The sequence below is a fragment of the Dyella japonica A8 genome, assembly GCF_000725385.1.
In the GTDB taxonomy this organism is placed as follows: Bacteria; Pseudomonadota; Gammaproteobacteria; order Xanthomonadales; family Rhodanobacteraceae; genus Dyella; species Dyella japonica_C.
This window is the reverse complement of the sequence record NZ_CP008884.1, coordinates 547,962-563,921: the sequence shown is the minus strand read 5'-3', so window position 1 is coordinate 563,921 and position 15,960 is coordinate 547,962. Positions and strand designations below refer to the sequence as shown.

The window sequence follows — 15,960 nt, the reverse complement described above, 5'->3', positions numbered from 1 at the left end:
GCACCCCAGGAGCCCGTCCGTGCCAGCGCTTTACATCGCCAACAAGAATTACTCGTCCTGGTCGCTGCGTCCGTGGGTGTTGATGAAACACCTGGGCTTGCCGTTCGACGAGAAGCTCATGGTGTTCGGCGAAGGTTCCAACTGGGAGGCCTTCCGCCAGTTTTCACCGAGCGGCCGCGTGCCGTGCCTGCGTGATGGCGACACCGTCGTGTGGGATTCGCTGGCCATTGCCGAATATCTCGCCGAAAGCCATGTGGGCGTTTGGCCGTCCGATCGTGACGCGCGCGCCTGGGCGCGTTGCTCCGCCGCCGAAATGCACTCGGGCTTCGGCACGCTGCGCAACGAATGCGGCATGAATTGCGGCATCCGCGTGCGCCTGCATGCCATCGGCCCGGCGCTGAAGGCCGACGTGGCCCGTATCAACGAACTGTGGAACGAAGGCCTGTCGCGCTTCGGTGGCCCCTACCTCGCGGGCAGCACGTTCACCGCCGTCGATGCGTTCTATGCACCGGTGGTGTTCCGTATCCAGACCTACGGCTTGCCCTTGGACGGCGCGGCGTCGGCCTATGTACAACGCATCCTGGCGCTGCCCGCGATGCGCGAGTGGTATACGGCGGCGCTGGCTGAACCGTGGCGGGACCATGCGCACGAAGCGGAGACTCTCCGGTATGGCGAGGTCACCGAGGATCTGCGCCTCGCCTGATCAGGCGGCTTCCGCCACCGCGCCATTTCGCCGTCGCGCCTGCCACCGGCCCAGCGCGACGAGTAGCAGCGCCACGGCAATGAAGGCGACCAGCACGGCCAGGGCATCGACCACCACCTGCCCATAACCCAGCGACTTCACGTCCAGGAACGGATAAGGATACCAGCCGTTCGCGGCACCCCGCAGCAATACATAGGTGAAATACCCGGCGGGGTAACTCTGCCAGGCGAGGGCCTGCGACCAGCGCAGGCTGCCCTTGGGTACCGCCAGCCACCAGTAGAGCAGGTAGAGCGGCGGCATGAAGTCGTGCACGATCATGTCGGCCACCAGCAACCAGCCCGAGGGGCTCCACAGCTGGCGCAGCATCAGGTTGTAGACCGCGCTGACGATCACGATGCTCATCGCCGCCGCCGTCTGCACACCGGGGCGCTGCAGGAAGCGCGGCAGCGCGGCGCGCGTGTCGAACGCCGCCGCGGTCAGCACGCTGGCCACCAGCAGGTTGGTGAGGATGGTGAAATAGCCCAGGTACAACCACACCCCGTCGATGGTGGTGCCGCCGTGGTCCAGCTTCAGCCGTACGGAGAACCACAGCTGCAAGGCCAGCCCGAACCAGCCGAGCAGGGCGGAGAACTGGGCCAGCGGACGGTAGCGATATGGCATGGGCGAAAGCGTCGATGAAGCGGGAACGACACTATGCCACCCGCCGGTGACGGGCGGCGCAACGCAAGAAATCGCCTGGAGCCAAAGCGGTCAGCTACAGGCTAGATCGCGCCATTGGCATCCAGCTGCGAGAACGTCTTTGATTCGGGATCATATAGCGCGCCCCAGAACGCGCTACCGCCGTCGCAGACGATCATGGGTGTCACATGCGGATCGGGTGCGTGCGGCGAGGTAACGTCGCTTGCCGCTATCGCATTGATATAGATGTAGCGATGGTGGTCAACGACGATGCCAACGTACTGGCGGAAAGAAGCCTTGGGGTCGCCGATGCTCTGGGGCAAGCGCTGGCGCGCTGCCAGTTCCGACAATTGCGGAAGGTGACTTTCGAGATCGCTCAGTTGATCGCGTGACGGTGTCCACGCGTTGCTGGCATGTGGGACCCCGCGCGAGCACTGTTTGAGCAGTGCTCCTGCCATCGACTGGGGCATCAGGGCGTAGTCCGCCGTGCTGACGGAAGGCGTCGAGCAGGCCGTGAGCGAGACGAATGCCAGGGCGAGAAGAACATGTCCTGGCATAGGCTGGTTCAGAACTTGTACCCGCGATGGATGGCGACGATGCCGTTGGACAGGTTGCGCACGTCCACGCGGCCAAAACCGGCGCGTTCCATCATGCCCTTGAGCGTCTGCTGATCCGGGTGCTTGCGGATCGACTCGGCGAGGTACTGGTAGCTGTCGGCGTCGCCGGCGAACAGCTGGCCCAGCTTGGGCAGCACCTTGAACGAGTGGAAGTCGTAGAGCTTGCTGAAAAGTTCGCTCTGCACGCGCGAGAACTCCAGCACCAGCGCGCGACCACCCGGCTTGAGCACGCGGCAGATGTCCGCCAGCGCCTTGTCCTTGTCGGTGACGTTGCGCAGGCCGAAGGCCATGGTGACGGCGTCGAAGCTGTTGTCCGGGAACGGCAGGCTTTCGGCGTTGAGCTGCGTCCAGCGCAGGCCGGATACCAGGCCGCGATCGGTCAGGCGGTCGCGACCCACGCCGAGCATCGCGGCGTTGATGTCGCCCACGATGATCTCGCCCGACTCGCCCACCACGGGCTTGAGCAGCGCGGCGATGTCGCCGGTACCGCCGGCCAGGTCCAGCACCCGGTCACCCCGGCGCACGCCGCTGATCGCCACGAAATGGCGCTTCCAGAGGCGATGGATGCCGAACGACATGAGGTCGTTCATCAGGTCGTAGCTGCTGGCGACGGAGGTGAACACCTGGCCGACGAGCTTTTGCTTGTCGGCGACGGGGACGTCGCGGAAGCCGAAGTGGGTGGTTTGGGATGGGGGCTGGTCGCTCATGGGCTAATGGTAGCGGATTGGGGGCGTGGGCTTCTTGGTTGGGGCGCGGGTTCGCGTCGCAGGCTGGAGGGGCTTTGCAACAGCCGTATGGCTGGTCATACAGAGCCTCGGTGTTTAGTTGTCGCGATGCGGCGACCTGGCTCGCCTGCCGCGGGCTTCCGCCCTCCTGCCGGAGGGCGGGTTACTTTCTCTTGCTTGCCCAAGAGAAAGTAACCAAAGAGAAGGGCCCCCCGGATGACGCGCCTTCCGGGCCTACGGCCCGGAAGGTTCGCGGGCGGGTTCCGGGCTTTTCGGCGGGGCATCCTGCCCCGTCGAAAAGTGCCAGGGATCCATCCCTGGTACCCCTGCGGGGCCTGATCTCCACCCGCCCGCCGCGTCATACGGGGACCCGGGAGATCAAGAGCCAGAGCCAAAAGCCAGAGCGAGAGCCAAAAACCAAAAGCCAAAAGCCAAAAGCCAAAAGCCGAAGCAAGAACCGCCCACACTGGCGGAGCATCTAAAGAGGCGAGTCCCCTGTGGGAGCGCACCCTGTGCGCGACAGCGGCGCCTCGTAGTCACCGCTCCGTTAGGTTGTCGCGCACAGGGTGCGCTCCCACAGAAAAGAGAAAAGCGGGCGACCGTGCGGGTCATGTCCCCGCCGAAGCGAAGCGAGGCGCTGCTTTAAGTCCTCATCGCCATGGCGCGTTGCGAAGCGCTTGGAGCTGCCCGCTGTGCTGAGGCGAAGGTGGCCAAGCAACGACTTGCCTCAAGCGTTCGGGTTTATCCCATCGGAATGCTGCCAGCTCTGGCTCTTTAGGCCATTTTCTTTGGGTTACTTTTCTTTTGGGCCAGCAAAAGAAAAGTGACTCGGCCTTCGGCAGAAGGTCGAAACGCCCGCTGCGTAAGCGGCCAGGTCGCGGGAGCGCACGAGGCGACAACCGACCATTACAGAAACTGGATCCCGGCCTGCGCCGGAATGACGGCTCTGATGAGAGGGCGAGGCGAGGTTGCCCCTCACGCCAACCCTCTCCTCATTCCTCAAAACCGCAGCCATCCATGGCTGCTCCCCGCGTGCCCCGCAGGGAAGAGGAGTCCAAGCGCAGCGTCACATCACCGGCTTCCCACCTTCCTTGTAAACCACCCCATCCTTCATCACGAACTCCATCTTCTGCATCACCGTGATGTCATCCAGCGGATTCCCCGGCACCGCCACCACATCCGCCACGCGCCCCACCGCGATCTGTCCCAGTTCGTTCTGCTTGTGCAGCAACTCGGCCGCATGCGTGGTGGCGGCCTGCAGCACGAACATCGCCGGCATGCCGGCCTGCACCATGTATTCGAACTCCTTGGCGTTCTGGCCGTGCGGATAAACCGCTGCATCGGTGCCGAAGGCAATCTTCACGCCGGCCTTGTACGCCTTGCCGGCGGTGGCCTGGATGATGGGGCCGACCTGCAGGGCCTTGGCGGCGACCTGCGGCGGGTAGTAGCCCGGCTTGGCGGCCATTTCCTGCACGTACTTGCCGGCGATGATGGTGGGCACGTACCAGGTGCCGTGTTCCTTCATCAGCTTCATGTCCTCGTCGCTCATGAAGGTGCCGTGCTCGATGGAATCGACGCCGCCCAGCACGGCGCGGCGAATGGCTTCGGCGCCATGCGCGTGTGCGGCCACGGTGAAGCCGTAGTCGTGCGCGGCGCTGGTAATGGCCTTGATCTCTTCGATGGTCATCTGTGCGTTGTCGACGCTGTTGCTTTCGTCGAGCACGCCACCCGAGGGCATGATCTTGATGACGTCGACACCGTCCTTGTAGTGCTGGCGGATGGTTTTGTAGGCATCGTCGACGCTGTTGATGATGCCGTCCTTCGGGCCCGGGTCGCCGGCCAGGTCTTGTCGGTAGCCGTCGGTGGGGTCGGCGTGGCCGCCGGTGGTGCCGATGGCCTTGCCCGCGGTGAAGATGCGCGGGCCGGGCACGATGCCGGCGTTGATGGCGTTGCGCAGGGCGACGGATTCATTGGCCGAATCGCCCACGTTGCGCACGGTGGTGAAGCCGGCCATCAGCGTGCGCCTTGCATACACGGTGGAGCGGATGGCGTAGTCGGCGATGTTCCAGCGGAACTGGTCGGTGTAGCCGGTGGGGCTGGTTTCGCCGGTGAGGTGGGTGTGCGAATCGATCAGGCCGGGCAGGCAGGTGCCGTCGCTGATCTTGTGGACGCTGAAGTTGGCGCCCGCCGCCTTGGCGGCATTGGCGTATGGCGTCGGGTCGACGTCGCCGGCCTTGATCTCCTTCACCCGCTTGCCTTCGATGACCAGCGTGGTCTCGCCGAGCAGCCTGCCCGCCGCCGTGTCGACCATGCGCGCGCACTGCAGCACGGTCACGTCTGGCGCGGTCTGGGTGGGTTCGGCCGCTATGGCGTCAGGCAGCGCAAGGGCGGCGGCGATGGCGAAGGCAAGGCGTTTGGTCATGATGAGCTCCCCGGGTGAAGGGGTCATCATAGGGTCAGTAGGCACGGGTGGGGCCATGACGAACTGCCTATGGGGCGACGTTGGCTCGGAACCGCCTTGTCCCGATGTCCGTGCGCTGCAAAAGAGCCGTCATCCCGGCGCAGGCCGGGATCCAGTGGCGAAGCTGTACGGTTCTCGCGAAAGCATGCAGACGCTCTGCGCTGCGGCCAAAACCGAGCGATACAGTCACTGGATCCCGGCCTGCGCCGGGATGACGGGCTTGGAAGTTCGAGGGACGCCCCGGGGGTTAGTTCTTGTCCCGAGCCTCGCTGCCGCTTTCTTCCACCACAATGGCTTCCACCGGCGCATGCTCATGATGCTCGGTCGCCACATGCCGCTCATGCAGCGCTTCGCTGGTGGCGTCGGCCGGCAGGGGCTTTTCCGGCGTTTCCTTCTCGCCATCACCGCCAGGGGTGATCTTGAGGATGGAGTGGCGCACGTCGCGGGCGAGGATGACGCGCGCGTCGCGCACCATGTCTTCCAGGCCCTTGTCGTAGTCGAGCTTGCCGGCGTCGTCGGTCCACACGATGCGGTTCTCGCGCAGCTTCTGGATGAAGCCGCGGAACAGCGCCTTGTCGAAGAACTCCGGCGCGGAAAGCTCGTTGAGCAGGCTCAGGCGCTGCGCGGTGAGCGTGCAAGCATTCTCCAGCTCGGCCGAGGTCAGCGTGTGCGGGCCGTTCTTCACCAGCGCGGCGATGGTGATGTAGTAGCGCTCGAAGGCCTGGATCAGGCTGCGCGCGATGATCTTGAGCTGGAAGGCCGCATCGTCCTGGCCCGGTCCGCGCTCCAGCACGCGACCTTCGCCGGTGGCTTCGAGCAGGCCGCGGCGCACGAAGAAGTCGATGGTGGCCTGCAGCTGCTGGCAGAAGCCGTCCGCATCCCACGGCAGGAACAGCTCGCCCTGGATGAACGGGTAGATGATGCGGCCCAGGCGCAGCACCGAGGCGCGCGACATGCGGCGGTTGTTGAGGAAGCACGAGGCCACCCACGCCGCCGTGGCGGTGAGGTGCAGCACGTTGTTGCGGAAGTAGCTCAGCAACACCGCCTGTTCGTCCTCGGTGACCAGCACGTCGCCCAGCGGATGGCGCACGCGGCGGATCCAGCCCATCTGCTCGCCATAGGCGATGATGCCGGCCGGGTCCATCGAGGTCATGGTCATGCGGTCCGAGTAGGGCAGCTCTTCCAGCAGCGCCTTCATCAGTTCCAGCTGCGAGAGCAGGTCGTTCTCCGCCATCGCGTGCTTGGGCGTGGCGAGCAGCGCCAGCGCAAGCAGGTTGATGGGGTTCACGTCCGCGGCGCGGTTGATGTTGATCTGGATCTTGTCGGCCAGGTCGTCCACCACGCGGCCCAGCCACTCGGGCTTGGCCTCCGGATCGTCGATGGCAGCCCGCCAGTTGGCGCTGGCGGCGTCGAGCAGCGGATTGAGTTCGATCGGCTCGCCGAAGTTCAGGGCCACGTGACCGTAGCGCTGGCGCAGCACCTTCAGGCCGCGCAGCAGGCCGATCAGCGATTCCTTTTCCTTGGGCTTGCCGGAGAGTTCGCCGATGTAGCTCTTGCCTTCCATCAGCTTCTCGTAGCCGATGTACACGGGCTGGAACAGCACCGGGCGGCGCGGCGCGCGCAGGAAGGCGCGCACGGTCATGGCCAGCATGCCGGCGCGTGGCGCCAGCAGGCGGCCCGTGCGCGAGCGGCCGCCTTCAATGAAGTACTCCATCGGCACGCCGCGGTCGATCAGCTGCGCCACGTATTCGTTGAACACCACCGAATACAGCGCATTGCCCTTGAAGCTGCGGCGCAGGAAGAACGCGCCGCCGCGCCGCAGGATCGAGCCGATTACCGGCAGGTTGAGGTTCACGCCCGCCGCAATGTGCGGCACCACCACGCCGGACATATGCAGCTGATAGGACATCAGCAGGTAGTCCGCATGGCTGCGATGACAGGGTACGTACACCACTTCGTGGCCGGGCGCGGCAGCGCGGGCCTTGTCGAAGTGATGCATGTGGATGCCGTCGTACAACTTGTTCCAGAAGTTGGACAGCAGGAACGAGGCCGAGCGCACCACCGGGTGCGAGTAGTCGGCCGCGATCTCCATCACCAGGTCGTGCGCGCGACGCCATGCCTTGGCCTGGCTGATGTTTTCCTTCGTGGCCGTGGCGGCGATGGCGGCACGCACGGGTTCGGCGTTCAACACCGAGTCGACCACGGTGCGGCGGTGCGACAGGTCGGGGCCGATGACCGCCGCGCGGATGCGGCGGAAGTGCGTGCGCAAAACCCGGGCGATCTTGCGGGTGAGGCGCTCGGGCCGGGTGTCGCCGGCCTCGTTCACCACCGTGCGCAAGGACACCGGGGTGGAGAAGTGCACCACGGTGTCGCGGCCATTGAGCAGCAGGGCGAGCATGCGGCGGAAGCGGCCCACCACCACCCAGTTTTCCGAGAACAGCACGCTGAACCAGCCCGACTCGCGGGTGGGCGCGCGGCCAACGTAAATGGAGACGGGGACGATCTGCACGTCGCGGTCCAGGTCGCCTTCCAGCGAACGCACCAGCTGGGTCAGCGACTCGGTAGGCGAGCGCTTGCGGTTGCGCCCGAACAGCCAGCCGTCACGGCGCGCCAGCGCGAACACCGAGCGCCTGCGGCGGGTGCCCGACAGCGGCTGCATGGGTGAGGGCAGGCCGGCCTCGCGGCAGGCGCGGTCCAGGATCAGGGCATCGGAAAAGCCATCGCGCTCGATCACGTAGCAAACCGGCACGCCTGCCTGCAGCAGGGTGGCCGGTTCGGCGGGATCGCGGCGGATGCGCACCCAGGGTTCGAGCAACTGCCCGGCCAGGTTGAACCACCAGGGCGCGCGGCTACGGGCGGAGGTGTCCGTGGTCGACATATTCAGCATTTACTGATTGTAACTGGTGGGCCCGGCATATCCGGGTTTTGCAGGTCGCATGTGGTTCCCCTGCGACCGGGCGGTGGCCCTTGCGTCGCCCCGGCCTTTTACCGGAGCGATCGTAAACAAGGTGTTCTGCCGGGTCAGTGCTTGACGGCGGGCACCATCGCCTGGATTGGCGCGGAGGTGGCCGGAGCGGGCGCGCTGGCGGCCGGGGCAGGCGGAGCGGTCAGGTGCTCGTGGGCTTCGCGCACGTTCTGCAGCATGTCCGCGCTGTACCAGCGGCCATCCTGCTGGAGCAGTTCCGACTCGATGGAGAGCGGCTTGCCGAGCAGGGTGTAGTCGATACGCACGCGGGCGTGGCCGTTGCGGTTGTCCAGCGTCGTCACCTTCACCGAGTCGAGCAGGTCGTCGACGGACAGGCCGTAGATCGCCAGTGCCTGTTTCAGACCGAGGAAGCCGGTGCTGTACTTCTGCATGGCCGTATCGAAGTCCATCGACTTGAGTTGTTCGGGTGTTTTCAGGTCCAGCTTGCGCGCGGTGGCCACGGCCACGCCGACGAGCTGCTTGGCGCGATTCTGGTCGAACCACGGCACGGTCTGCGCCCAGGGTGCCAGCACGTTGATCACCTCGGTGGCCTGCTGCTTCTGCGCGTTGGTGAGTTCTTTGCTCTGCGCCACGCCGGTGGCGGCAATGGCCTGGAAGATGCCGATCATCACCGGCACCTGGTCCTGGTATTGCGCCTGCAGCTGCGCCAGCTTGGGCTTGGCCAGCGCATAGAGCTTGGTCTCCGCATTCGGCTCGGTGAGCTGCTGCATGTTCTTGATGAAGTCGGCGCGGTCTTCGGGCGTCAGCGGATGGTCGTCCGGGCGCGGGTGGGTCCAGTCGGCGCGCAGCGTGTCGTAGTCCGCCGGCGGCAGCGCGTGTTTCCAGAAGCCTGCGAAGTCGCCGACCTTGATCAGCGCCACCGACTGTTGCACCGACTGCTCGGGCGTATCGCCGCCCACCACCACCGGCGCGGGGGCGGGCTTGTGCGTGGTCATGAACAGCGCGGCCACCGTGGCCAGCACCAGCAGGGCAATGAACGCACCAACGGCGTAGAAGACGGATGAGCGACGCATGGAGTCTCGGTGTCTTGGTGGCGCCCGGTGACCTGCGCTGGGCGGTCGGCGGAGCGTAAGGGGCGCGGCTCTGTACGAACAAGAGCCCGCACCCGGGATTGAGAGGCGGCTCAAACGTTGACCGGAGACCGTTCAGGGTGTCGGTAGCGGGAGCGCCAAAAGAAAACCCCGCGGGCGTTGGGCCTCACGGGGTAATCCGGCAGAGCCGGAAGGGAAATGGCCTTGCCTGCGGAATTTTCAAGGTCAGCAGGTGTCAGCGAGGAAGATCTTACTTCCCCGTTAAACTTAAAGCAATACTTTAGCTTGTGCTGCGTAAGCTATTGTTTTTATTTGCTCGATATCAATCGAAACGCAGCGACTGGATCTTCTGGCGGCGGCGCTCGTCGCGCGGTGCCGTCCAGTCATTATTAAACAATGCCGGCTCCCATGCGCCATAGGTGGGGTTAGGCAGCACGAACCAGCGGGTGCCGATCCAGTCCAGGTACGGTGCCATGGCCTTCTGGCGTCCGGCGGCATTATTGGCAAGAACGGTGACAAAATCGCCGATCTGGTCGCCAAACTGCATCAAAACGCGATATTTGTGACTAATCAGTTGGCGACGGCAACCCTTCTCGGTGCCGATCTGCTCGCAGTCCTCGACGAAGGTGCCCAGGCCCAGGAAGGCCTCCGGCCCCGATACCGGGAGACCGGCCTTGCGCAGGTTGGCCAGGGTGACCTGATCCAGGTCCTTGGCCCGGTTGGAGATGTACAGCACGGCCACGCCATGCGCGGCGGCGAACTGGGTGAACTCGACCACGCCAGGCAGGGCGCGGGCGCGCTGTTCGTTGCACCAGGCGGCCCAGTCGGCCTCGTTGTATTCGCCGCCGCTCTTGATCAGCCGGGCCTGGTAGGGCGAGTTGTCGAGCACGGTTTCGTCGATGTCGAGCACCACGGCCGGCTTCAGGCCCTTGGCCGGGGCGAGGCGGTCGTCCTTGGGCAGGGCGTCCCACTGCTTGTCGGCCAGTGCCGACAGCAGGCGCGACTGGGCATCGCGGTAGGTCTGCAGGTAGATCAGGTCGTGTTCGATCGCTGTCTGGCTCCAGGCCACCGCGTTCAGATTGTCGTCGGCGGGCGTGGCGGCGGCGGCCACGGGCGCGGCAGTCGCCGGTGCGGCGGTTTTGGTGGGGGCGGTGCCGGAGCAGCCGGCAAGCAGGACCAGAGCGGCCAAGGTGGCCGGCAAACGAACGGACATGAAGAATCCCCTGAATATAGGCCGGGCAGAATCGCATAACTTTACGACAGCGAGACGTCACCCCTACATTCCTGCCGGGGTTCGCCACTCGCGTTCCCGTTGGCCGAAGGGGCGGTCACGACGACGTCGCCGCTCGCTGTTGGCTGCAATTTTTTCCACAAGGATGGTTCATCGATGCCCGCAATTCCAAACAGCAACATCAACGTTGCCAAGCTTGTGCGCAATCTGATCGTGTCGGTGGTGGCGCTTGTCCTGATCGCCTCGTTCTGGCCTTTTCGCACCGTGCCCACGGGGTCGCGCGGCGTCCTGACCCAGTTCGGCGCTATCAAGAAGATCGAGCCCGAGGGCCTGGTCGTGGTGCCGCCCTGGCAGAAGCTCGCGCTTTTCAGCATCCGTGCCGAGGAAGCGCAAATCGACGAAGCCGATGGCAGTACCAGCGACACGCAGCCGGTCAAGGTCAGCCTCACCGTGCGCTACAGCATCCAGACGGATCGCGTGAGCGAGGTGTACGAGAAATACAGCCATAACGGCGATCTCTCCTCGTATGTGCAGACGGCCACGCAGGAAGTGTTCAAGGCGGTGACCGCCCGCTACTCCGCGCCGGATCTCATTGCCAAGCGCTCTCAGGTGTCGATCGACATCAATCAGGCGCTGAAGGAAAAGCTGAACATGTACGGCGCGCAGGTGATCAACATCGACATGCGCAACTTCTCCTTCTCCGATACCTACATGCACGCCATCAACGAAAAGGTGACGCAGGAACAGCTGCGCCTCGCGGCCGAAAACAAGGTGCGAACGGTCGAGGCAGAGCAGCGTGCCAAGGTGGTCACCGCGCAAGCTGATGCCGATGCGTTGAAGGCGCAGGCGGACGGCGAGGCCTATGCCACCGTGACCGCCGCCAATGCCCAGGCGGAAGCCCTCAAAGCGCAAAGCGATGCCTTGGCCAAGAGCAAGGACGTCCTGGAATTGCGTCGCATCGAGGTGGAGAAGATCAAGGCTGAAAAGTGGAATGGCGAGTTGCCGCAGCACATCTATGCCGGTGCGCCGATTCCATTCCTGCAGGTGGATGGCAACAAATGAGGGTGCGGCCCGCGCTTTCCCTGAGCACGGGCCATTCGCCTGTCGCCACAGGGCGGGCCATGAATGGACCGTAACGGCCGGCCGGTGATACTGGCGGCCACCCTGGTCTACTGACAGACTGCGCCCATCCCCACGTTCGTATGATCTTGCATGGAAAACACCACGCCTCCCCGGCCCACCTCGCCCGCCATCCGCATCACCAGCTATGTGCTCGCCGGTGCGGCGCTGGTGCTGATCCTGGGGTTGCGCCTGCTGCCGGCGCTGTTCGCCGGGTTGCTGGTATACGAACTGGTGCAGTCCACCGCACCCCTGCTGGGCAAGCGCGTCCCGGGCGACCGGGCGCGCGTGCTGGTGGTGGCGCTGCTCGGCACCATCGTGGTCGGCCTGCTGGTGCTGCTGATCCTGAGCGCGGTGAGCTTCCTGCGCAACGAGATCGGCAACCCCGAACTGCTCTGGCAGCAGCAACTGATGCCGCTGGTGGAAAAGGCCCGAGAGCAGCTGCCCTCGGCCATCGTCGGCTGGTTGCCCGACAGCGTGGACGACTTGCGCGTGATGGCGCTGGAACTGACCCGCAAGCATTTGGTGAGCCTGCAGACCATCGGCAAGGAAGCGGCGCGCGTGTTCGTGCACATCCTGATCGGCATGGTGCTCGGCGCCATCGTGGCACTGAGCCGCACGCGGCCCGCGCACCAGGTCGGGCCGCTCGCCTCGGCGCTGGGCCTGCGCGCGCAGCGCCTGGCCGAGGCGTTCCACAACATCGTGTTCGCGCAGATCAAGATCTCGCTGCTCAACACCGTCTTCACCGCCATCTTCCTGCTCGGCGTGCTGCCGTTGATGGACATCCACGTGCCGTTGGCGAAGACGCTGGTGGTGATCACCTTCATCGCCGGCCTGCTGCCGGTGATCGGCAACCTCATCTCCAATACCGCCATCACCATCGCGGGCCTGTCGATTTCACTGGGCGTGGGCGTGGCGGCGCTGGGCTTTCTCATCCTGATCCACAAGCTCGAGTACTTCCTCAATGCGCGCATCGTCGGCGGCCAGATCCGCGCACGGGCCTGGGAGCTGCTGGTCGCCATGCTGCTGATGGAGGCGGCGTTCGGCTTGCCGGGCCTGATCGCCGCGCCGATCTACTACGCCTACCTCAAGAGCGAACTCGAGGCCGAGCGGCTGATCTGAGGGTTGGGTTGCATTTCGTAAGTCACGCGCAAGCCTGTTTGGACGTCCATGGACGCGAAATATATTTCGAATATTTCAGCACCGGGTGCCAAGCTACCGTACAGAAACGCCTTTTTCTTGCGATAACTAGGCAGGTATCGCAAGAAATGGCGATAAAAAATGCGGCACATTTGTAAAAGAAAAGTTTGTGATAAACATCGCCCCGACAGGAACATGGAGGTAACCGGCAAGTTCGAGCCTTAGGGAGGGCGGCGGCTTGTCGACGTTCCTGTTACAGCCCACGCCGGGGGACGGCGTGACGTCTGACTACAGCAATGTTGGGGAGATCAAGATGTTGAAGTCCAAGCTGACGGCTGCCGTTCTGGCAGCCCTGGCGTTCGGCTATGCGTCCGCCACGCTCGCGGCCACCGATGCCACACCCGCACCATCCTCGCCGCAAGACACTTCTTCCACGTCGCAGAGCGATATGCAGAGCGATGAGGCGAAGAAGGCCAAGAAGCTCGAGGCCGTCACGGTGACCGGCTCGCTGATTCCGCAGTCGCAGGTGGAAACCGCGCAGCCCGTCATCAGCATCACCGCGGAGGACATGAAGGCACGCGGCTTCACCACCGTGGCCGAGGCACTGCAGCAAGCCTCCTTCGCGACCGGCAGCGTGCAGGGACCGCAGGACAACAACTCATTCACCACGGGCGCACAGACCGTCAGCATGTTCGGTCTGCCGGTGGGCTTCACCAAGTTCCTTATCGACGGCCGGCCCATGGGTGACTTCCCTGGCCTGTACAACGGCAGCGATATCTTCAACAACCTGAGCAACATCCCGCAGGAAATGGTCGACCACATCGACATCCTGCCCGGTGGCCAGTCTTCGCTCTACGGCTCCGACGCCATCGCCGGCGTGATCAACATCGTGCTGAAGAAGAAGGTGGATGCGCCGGTCATCGATGTGCGCATCGGCGCCTTCAGCGACGGCGGCGGATCCAGCCAGCGCATCAGCCTTGCCGACAGCTTCAACGTCGGCGCCTTCAACACCATGATCGGCGTGCAGTACGAACAGAAGAAGCCGATCTGGGGTTACGACCGCGACCTGACCAAGCAGTACAACCTCAACGGCACCACGCCGCCCACCGCGTCGCGCGACTACCTCGTGCTGAGCGGCCTGACTGGCAAGTACGTGTTCCTGGATCCCAACAACTGCTCGACGGTGGCAGCCGGCTACGGCGGCACCGAGCAGAAGCAGTATCGCCAGGGCCGTGGCTACTACTGCGGTTCGCAGTACAGCGCCGGCTACGCCACGCTTGCCAACAAGGACAAGACGGCGAACCTGTATTCGCATTCCACCTTCGACGTCAACGATAGCCTGCAGCTGTACGGCGACCTGCTCTACAACTATGAAGAGCAGCGCTACACCTCGGGCAGCAACACCACGTTCTGGGGTACCAGTGTGGCCACCGCCGGCTCGACGGCCGGCTACTTCTGGGATCCGAACGCCGGCGACCTGCGCCTGATGCAGAAGATCTTCACGCCGGAAGAAGTCGGTGGCTTCTCCAACATCATGAGCAAGCAGTACGAGAGCTCGTACATGCTGACCCTGGGCGGCAAGGGCCACTTCCTGGAGAACTGGGATTACGACCTTGGCTTCACCCACTCGGACGACCAGCTGACCAACCGTGACTTCCAGCGTTTCACCGGTCCAATCGAGACGTACTTCGCCAATCACGTCATGGGCCTACAGCAGGGCACGTACGCCGGCTATCCGCAGTTCACGCCCAACTACGCTGCGCTCTACAACCCTGTGTCGCCGTCGGACTTCCGCAGCTTTACCGGCTACACCACGTCGCACGCCAAGACCTGGGACAACATGATCCGCGGCCAGGTCACCGATCAGGCGCTGTTCCACATGCCGGGCGGCGATGCTGGCCTCGCCGTGGTGATGGAAGGTGGCAACCAGGGTTGGGACTCCTCGCCCGATCCGCGCCTGCTGCAGACCATCACCGATATCAACGGCAACACGCAGAGCTATGTGTACGGCACCAGCGCCACGCCGGGCGCCGGCCACCGCTCGCGCTTCGCCACCACCGGCGAGTTGCGCCTGCCGCTGCTCGAGCAGTTGACCATGGACCTGTCCACCCGCTACGACGCTTATTACGTCGACAAGCAGACGGTGGACCACACCACGTTCAACGTTGGCCTGGAATACCGTCCGTTCGAGACCCTGTTGCTGCGTGGCCGCTACGGCTCCGCCTTCAAGGCACCGACGCTGGCGGACGAATTCCAGCGTCCCAGCGGCTACTACAACTCGGTCACCGACTACCTCAACTGCGCACGCCTGGGTTTCAGCCCGGCGCAGGCTCCCACCAAGTGCCCGCCGCCGTATGACAGCACGCAATACCACGGCGAGACCTTCGGCAACCCGGCGCTGCAGCCGATCACGGCCAAGGTGTGGAGCTATGGCTTCGTATGGTCGCCGATCGAGCGCATGTCGTTCAGCGCCGACTACCTGCACTGGAACATCAGCAACGAAGTGGTGCAGGTGGATCCGGACAAGCTGTCCAAGACCGAGTACCTGTGCGATATCGGCACGCTCGATCCCAAGTCGGGCACCTGCGCCCAGGCCTTCAGTCTGATCACACGTGGTCCGGGCAAGGGTAACCTGCTGGGCCAGATCACCAACATCGACACGCCCAAGCTGAACCTGGCGAACGAAGAGGTCAACGCCATCTCGGCGAGCTTCAACTACGTGCAGCCGGTCGGTGCCTTCGGTCAGCTGGCATTGGCTCTGTCGTACTCGGACCTGCTCAAGCACACCACGCAGGACTTCATCATCGACCCGAAGATCAACGTGCTGCGCGAGCCGTTCTACAGCACGGACTTCAAGTCCAAGGCCAACGGTTCGCTGACCTGGACCAAGGGTGACTGGGGTGCCACGGTGTACTTCAACCGCTATGGCAGCACGCCCAACTACCTGGCCACCGTGCTCAACAGCTACGAGGCCCCGGGCACCGGCAAGTTGGCGCCGTGGATCCTCTACAACGCCAGCGTGACCTACAACCCGATGAAGAACCTGGCGCTGTCGCTGCTGGTGAACAATCTGTTCAACTCCATGCCGCCGAAGGACGACAGCTATCCCGGCACGACCAACTCGCCCTACAACACGGACAACTACAACGTGTACGGGCGTGCGGTCTACCTGGAAGCGAAGTACAGCTTTGGTGGCAGCGCCAAGTAATCGCTTGCGATGACCTGGTGGTAAAACAGAACGGCCCCGCGAGAGCGGGGCCGTTTTCTTT

11 protein-coding genes are annotated in these 15,960 nt (G+C 64.2%); 4 read left to right on the top strand and 7 right to left on the bottom strand.

Features of this window, described 5'->3' with window-relative positions:
* The first annotated feature begins 19 nt into the window (after positions 1–19).
* On the top strand, positions 20–703 hold the full coding sequence (locus HY57_RS02305) for a glutathione S-transferase family protein (RefSeq protein ID WP_019463917.1): 684 nt from the start codon (positions 20–22) through the stop codon (positions 701–703).
* Here the strand turns inward: HY57_RS02305 and HY57_RS02300 are convergent, their stop codons facing one another.
* From HY57_RS02300 to HY57_RS02270, 7 genes are all read right to left on the bottom strand, one after another.
* Entirely contained in the window at positions 704–1,363 is a 660-nt protein-coding gene (locus tag HY57_RS02300; protein WP_019463918.1) for a Pr6Pr family membrane protein, read from the bottom strand.
* 101 nt (positions 1,364–1,464) lie between these two features.
* The gene (locus HY57_RS21470; RefSeq protein WP_144240758.1) at positions 1,465–1,938 is read right to left on the bottom strand and encodes a hypothetical protein; all 474 of its coding nucleotides are present in this window, start codon (positions 1,936–1,938) and stop codon (positions 1,465–1,467) included.
* Between the two features lie 8 nt (positions 1,939–1,946).
* A complete protein-coding gene (gene ubiE, locus HY57_RS02290) occupies positions 1,947–2,705 on the bottom strand; it encodes a bifunctional demethylmenaquinone methyltransferase/2-methoxy-6-polyprenyl-1,4-benzoquinol methylase UbiE (protein ID WP_019463920.1) in 759 nt (252 codons plus the stop codon).
* Positions 2,706–3,789: 1,084 nt separating this feature from the next.
* Positions 3,790–5,145 carry a metal-dependent hydrolase family protein gene (locus HY57_RS02285; protein ID WP_038579259.1) on the bottom strand — a complete coding sequence of 452 codons (1,356 nt, stop codon included), beginning with the start codon at positions 5,143–5,145 and terminating at the stop codon, positions 3,790–3,792.
* A gap of 286 nt (positions 5,146–5,431) precedes the next feature.
* Positions 5,432–8,071: a glycerol-3-phosphate 1-O-acyltransferase PlsB gene (plsB, locus tag HY57_RS02280; protein ID WP_019464062.1), complete on the bottom strand. Its 2,640-nt coding sequence runs from the start codon at positions 8,069–8,071 to the stop codon at positions 5,432–5,434.
* A 134-nt stretch (positions 8,072–8,205) separates the two neighbouring features.
* Complete coding sequence (locus tag HY57_RS02275; RefSeq protein ID WP_019464063.1) at positions 8,206–9,183, bottom strand: hypothetical protein; 978 nt, start codon at positions 9,181–9,183, stop codon at positions 8,206–8,208.
* Between the two features lie 340 nt (positions 9,184–9,523).
* On the bottom strand, positions 9,524–10,414 hold the full coding sequence (locus HY57_RS02270) for a 5'-nucleotidase, lipoprotein e(P4) family (protein WP_019464064.1): 891 nt from the start codon (positions 10,412–10,414) through the stop codon (positions 9,524–9,526).
* 174 nt (positions 10,415–10,588) lie between these two features.
* On the opposite strand from HY57_RS02270, the gene HY57_RS02265 reads away from it, so the two are divergent.
* The 3 genes from HY57_RS02265 (at position 10,589) to HY57_RS02255 (ending at position 15,899) form a co-directional block, all read left to right on the top strand.
* A complete protein-coding gene (locus tag HY57_RS02265) occupies positions 10,589–11,494 on the top strand; it encodes a prohibitin family protein (RefSeq protein ID WP_019464065.1) in 906 nt (301 codons plus the stop codon).
* Between the two features lie 150 nt (positions 11,495–11,644).
* Positions 11,645–12,673, top strand: coding sequence for an AI-2E family transporter (locus HY57_RS02260; protein WP_019464066.1), 1,029 nt, complete (start codon positions 11,645–11,647; stop codon positions 12,671–12,673).
* A gap of 331 nt (positions 12,674–13,004) precedes the next feature.
* Positions 13,005–15,899 (top strand): TonB-dependent receptor domain-containing protein, encoded by a 2,895-nt coding sequence (locus HY57_RS02255; RefSeq protein ID WP_019464067.1) that lies wholly within the window; start codon positions 13,005–13,007, stop codon positions 15,897–15,899.
* Positions 15,900–15,960 lie beyond the last annotated feature (61 nt).

Excerpts from the sequence above, each read along its gene's own strand:
- HY57_RS02265 (WP_019464065.1), top strand. The coding sequence starts at position 10,589 with ATGCCCGCAATTCCAAACAGCAACATCAACGTTGCCAAGCTTGTGCGC.
- ubiE (WP_019463920.1), bottom strand. The coding sequence starts at position 2,705 with ATGAGCGACCAGCCCCCATCCCAAACCACCCACTTCGGCTTCCGCGAC.
- HY57_RS02260 (WP_019464066.1), top strand. The coding sequence starts at position 11,645 with ATGGAAAACACCACGCCTCCCCGGCCCACCTCGCCCGCCATCCGCATC.
- HY57_RS02275 (WP_019464063.1), bottom strand. The coding sequence starts at position 9,183 with ATGCGTCGCTCATCCGTCTTCTACGCCGTTGGTGCGTTCATTGCCCTG.
- HY57_RS02300 (WP_019463918.1), bottom strand. The coding sequence starts at position 1,363 with ATGCCATATCGCTACCGTCCGCTGGCCCAGTTCTCCGCCCTGCTCGGC.
- HY57_RS02270 (WP_019464064.1), bottom strand. The coding sequence starts at position 10,414 with ATGTCCGTTCGTTTGCCGGCCACCTTGGCCGCTCTGGTCCTGCTTGCC.
- HY57_RS21470 (WP_144240758.1), bottom strand. The coding sequence starts at position 1,938 with ATGCCAGGACATGTTCTTCTCGCCCTGGCATTCGTCTCGCTCACGGCC.
- plsB (WP_019464062.1), bottom strand. The coding sequence starts at position 8,071 with ATGCTGAATATGTCGACCACGGACACCTCCGCCCGTAGCCGCGCGCCC.
- HY57_RS02285 (WP_038579259.1), bottom strand. The coding sequence starts at position 5,145 with ATGACCAAACGCCTTGCCTTCGCCATCGCCGCCGCCCTTGCGCTGCCT.
- HY57_RS02255 (WP_019464067.1), top strand. The coding sequence starts at position 13,005 with ATGTTGAAGTCCAAGCTGACGGCTGCCGTTCTGGCAGCCCTGGCGTTC.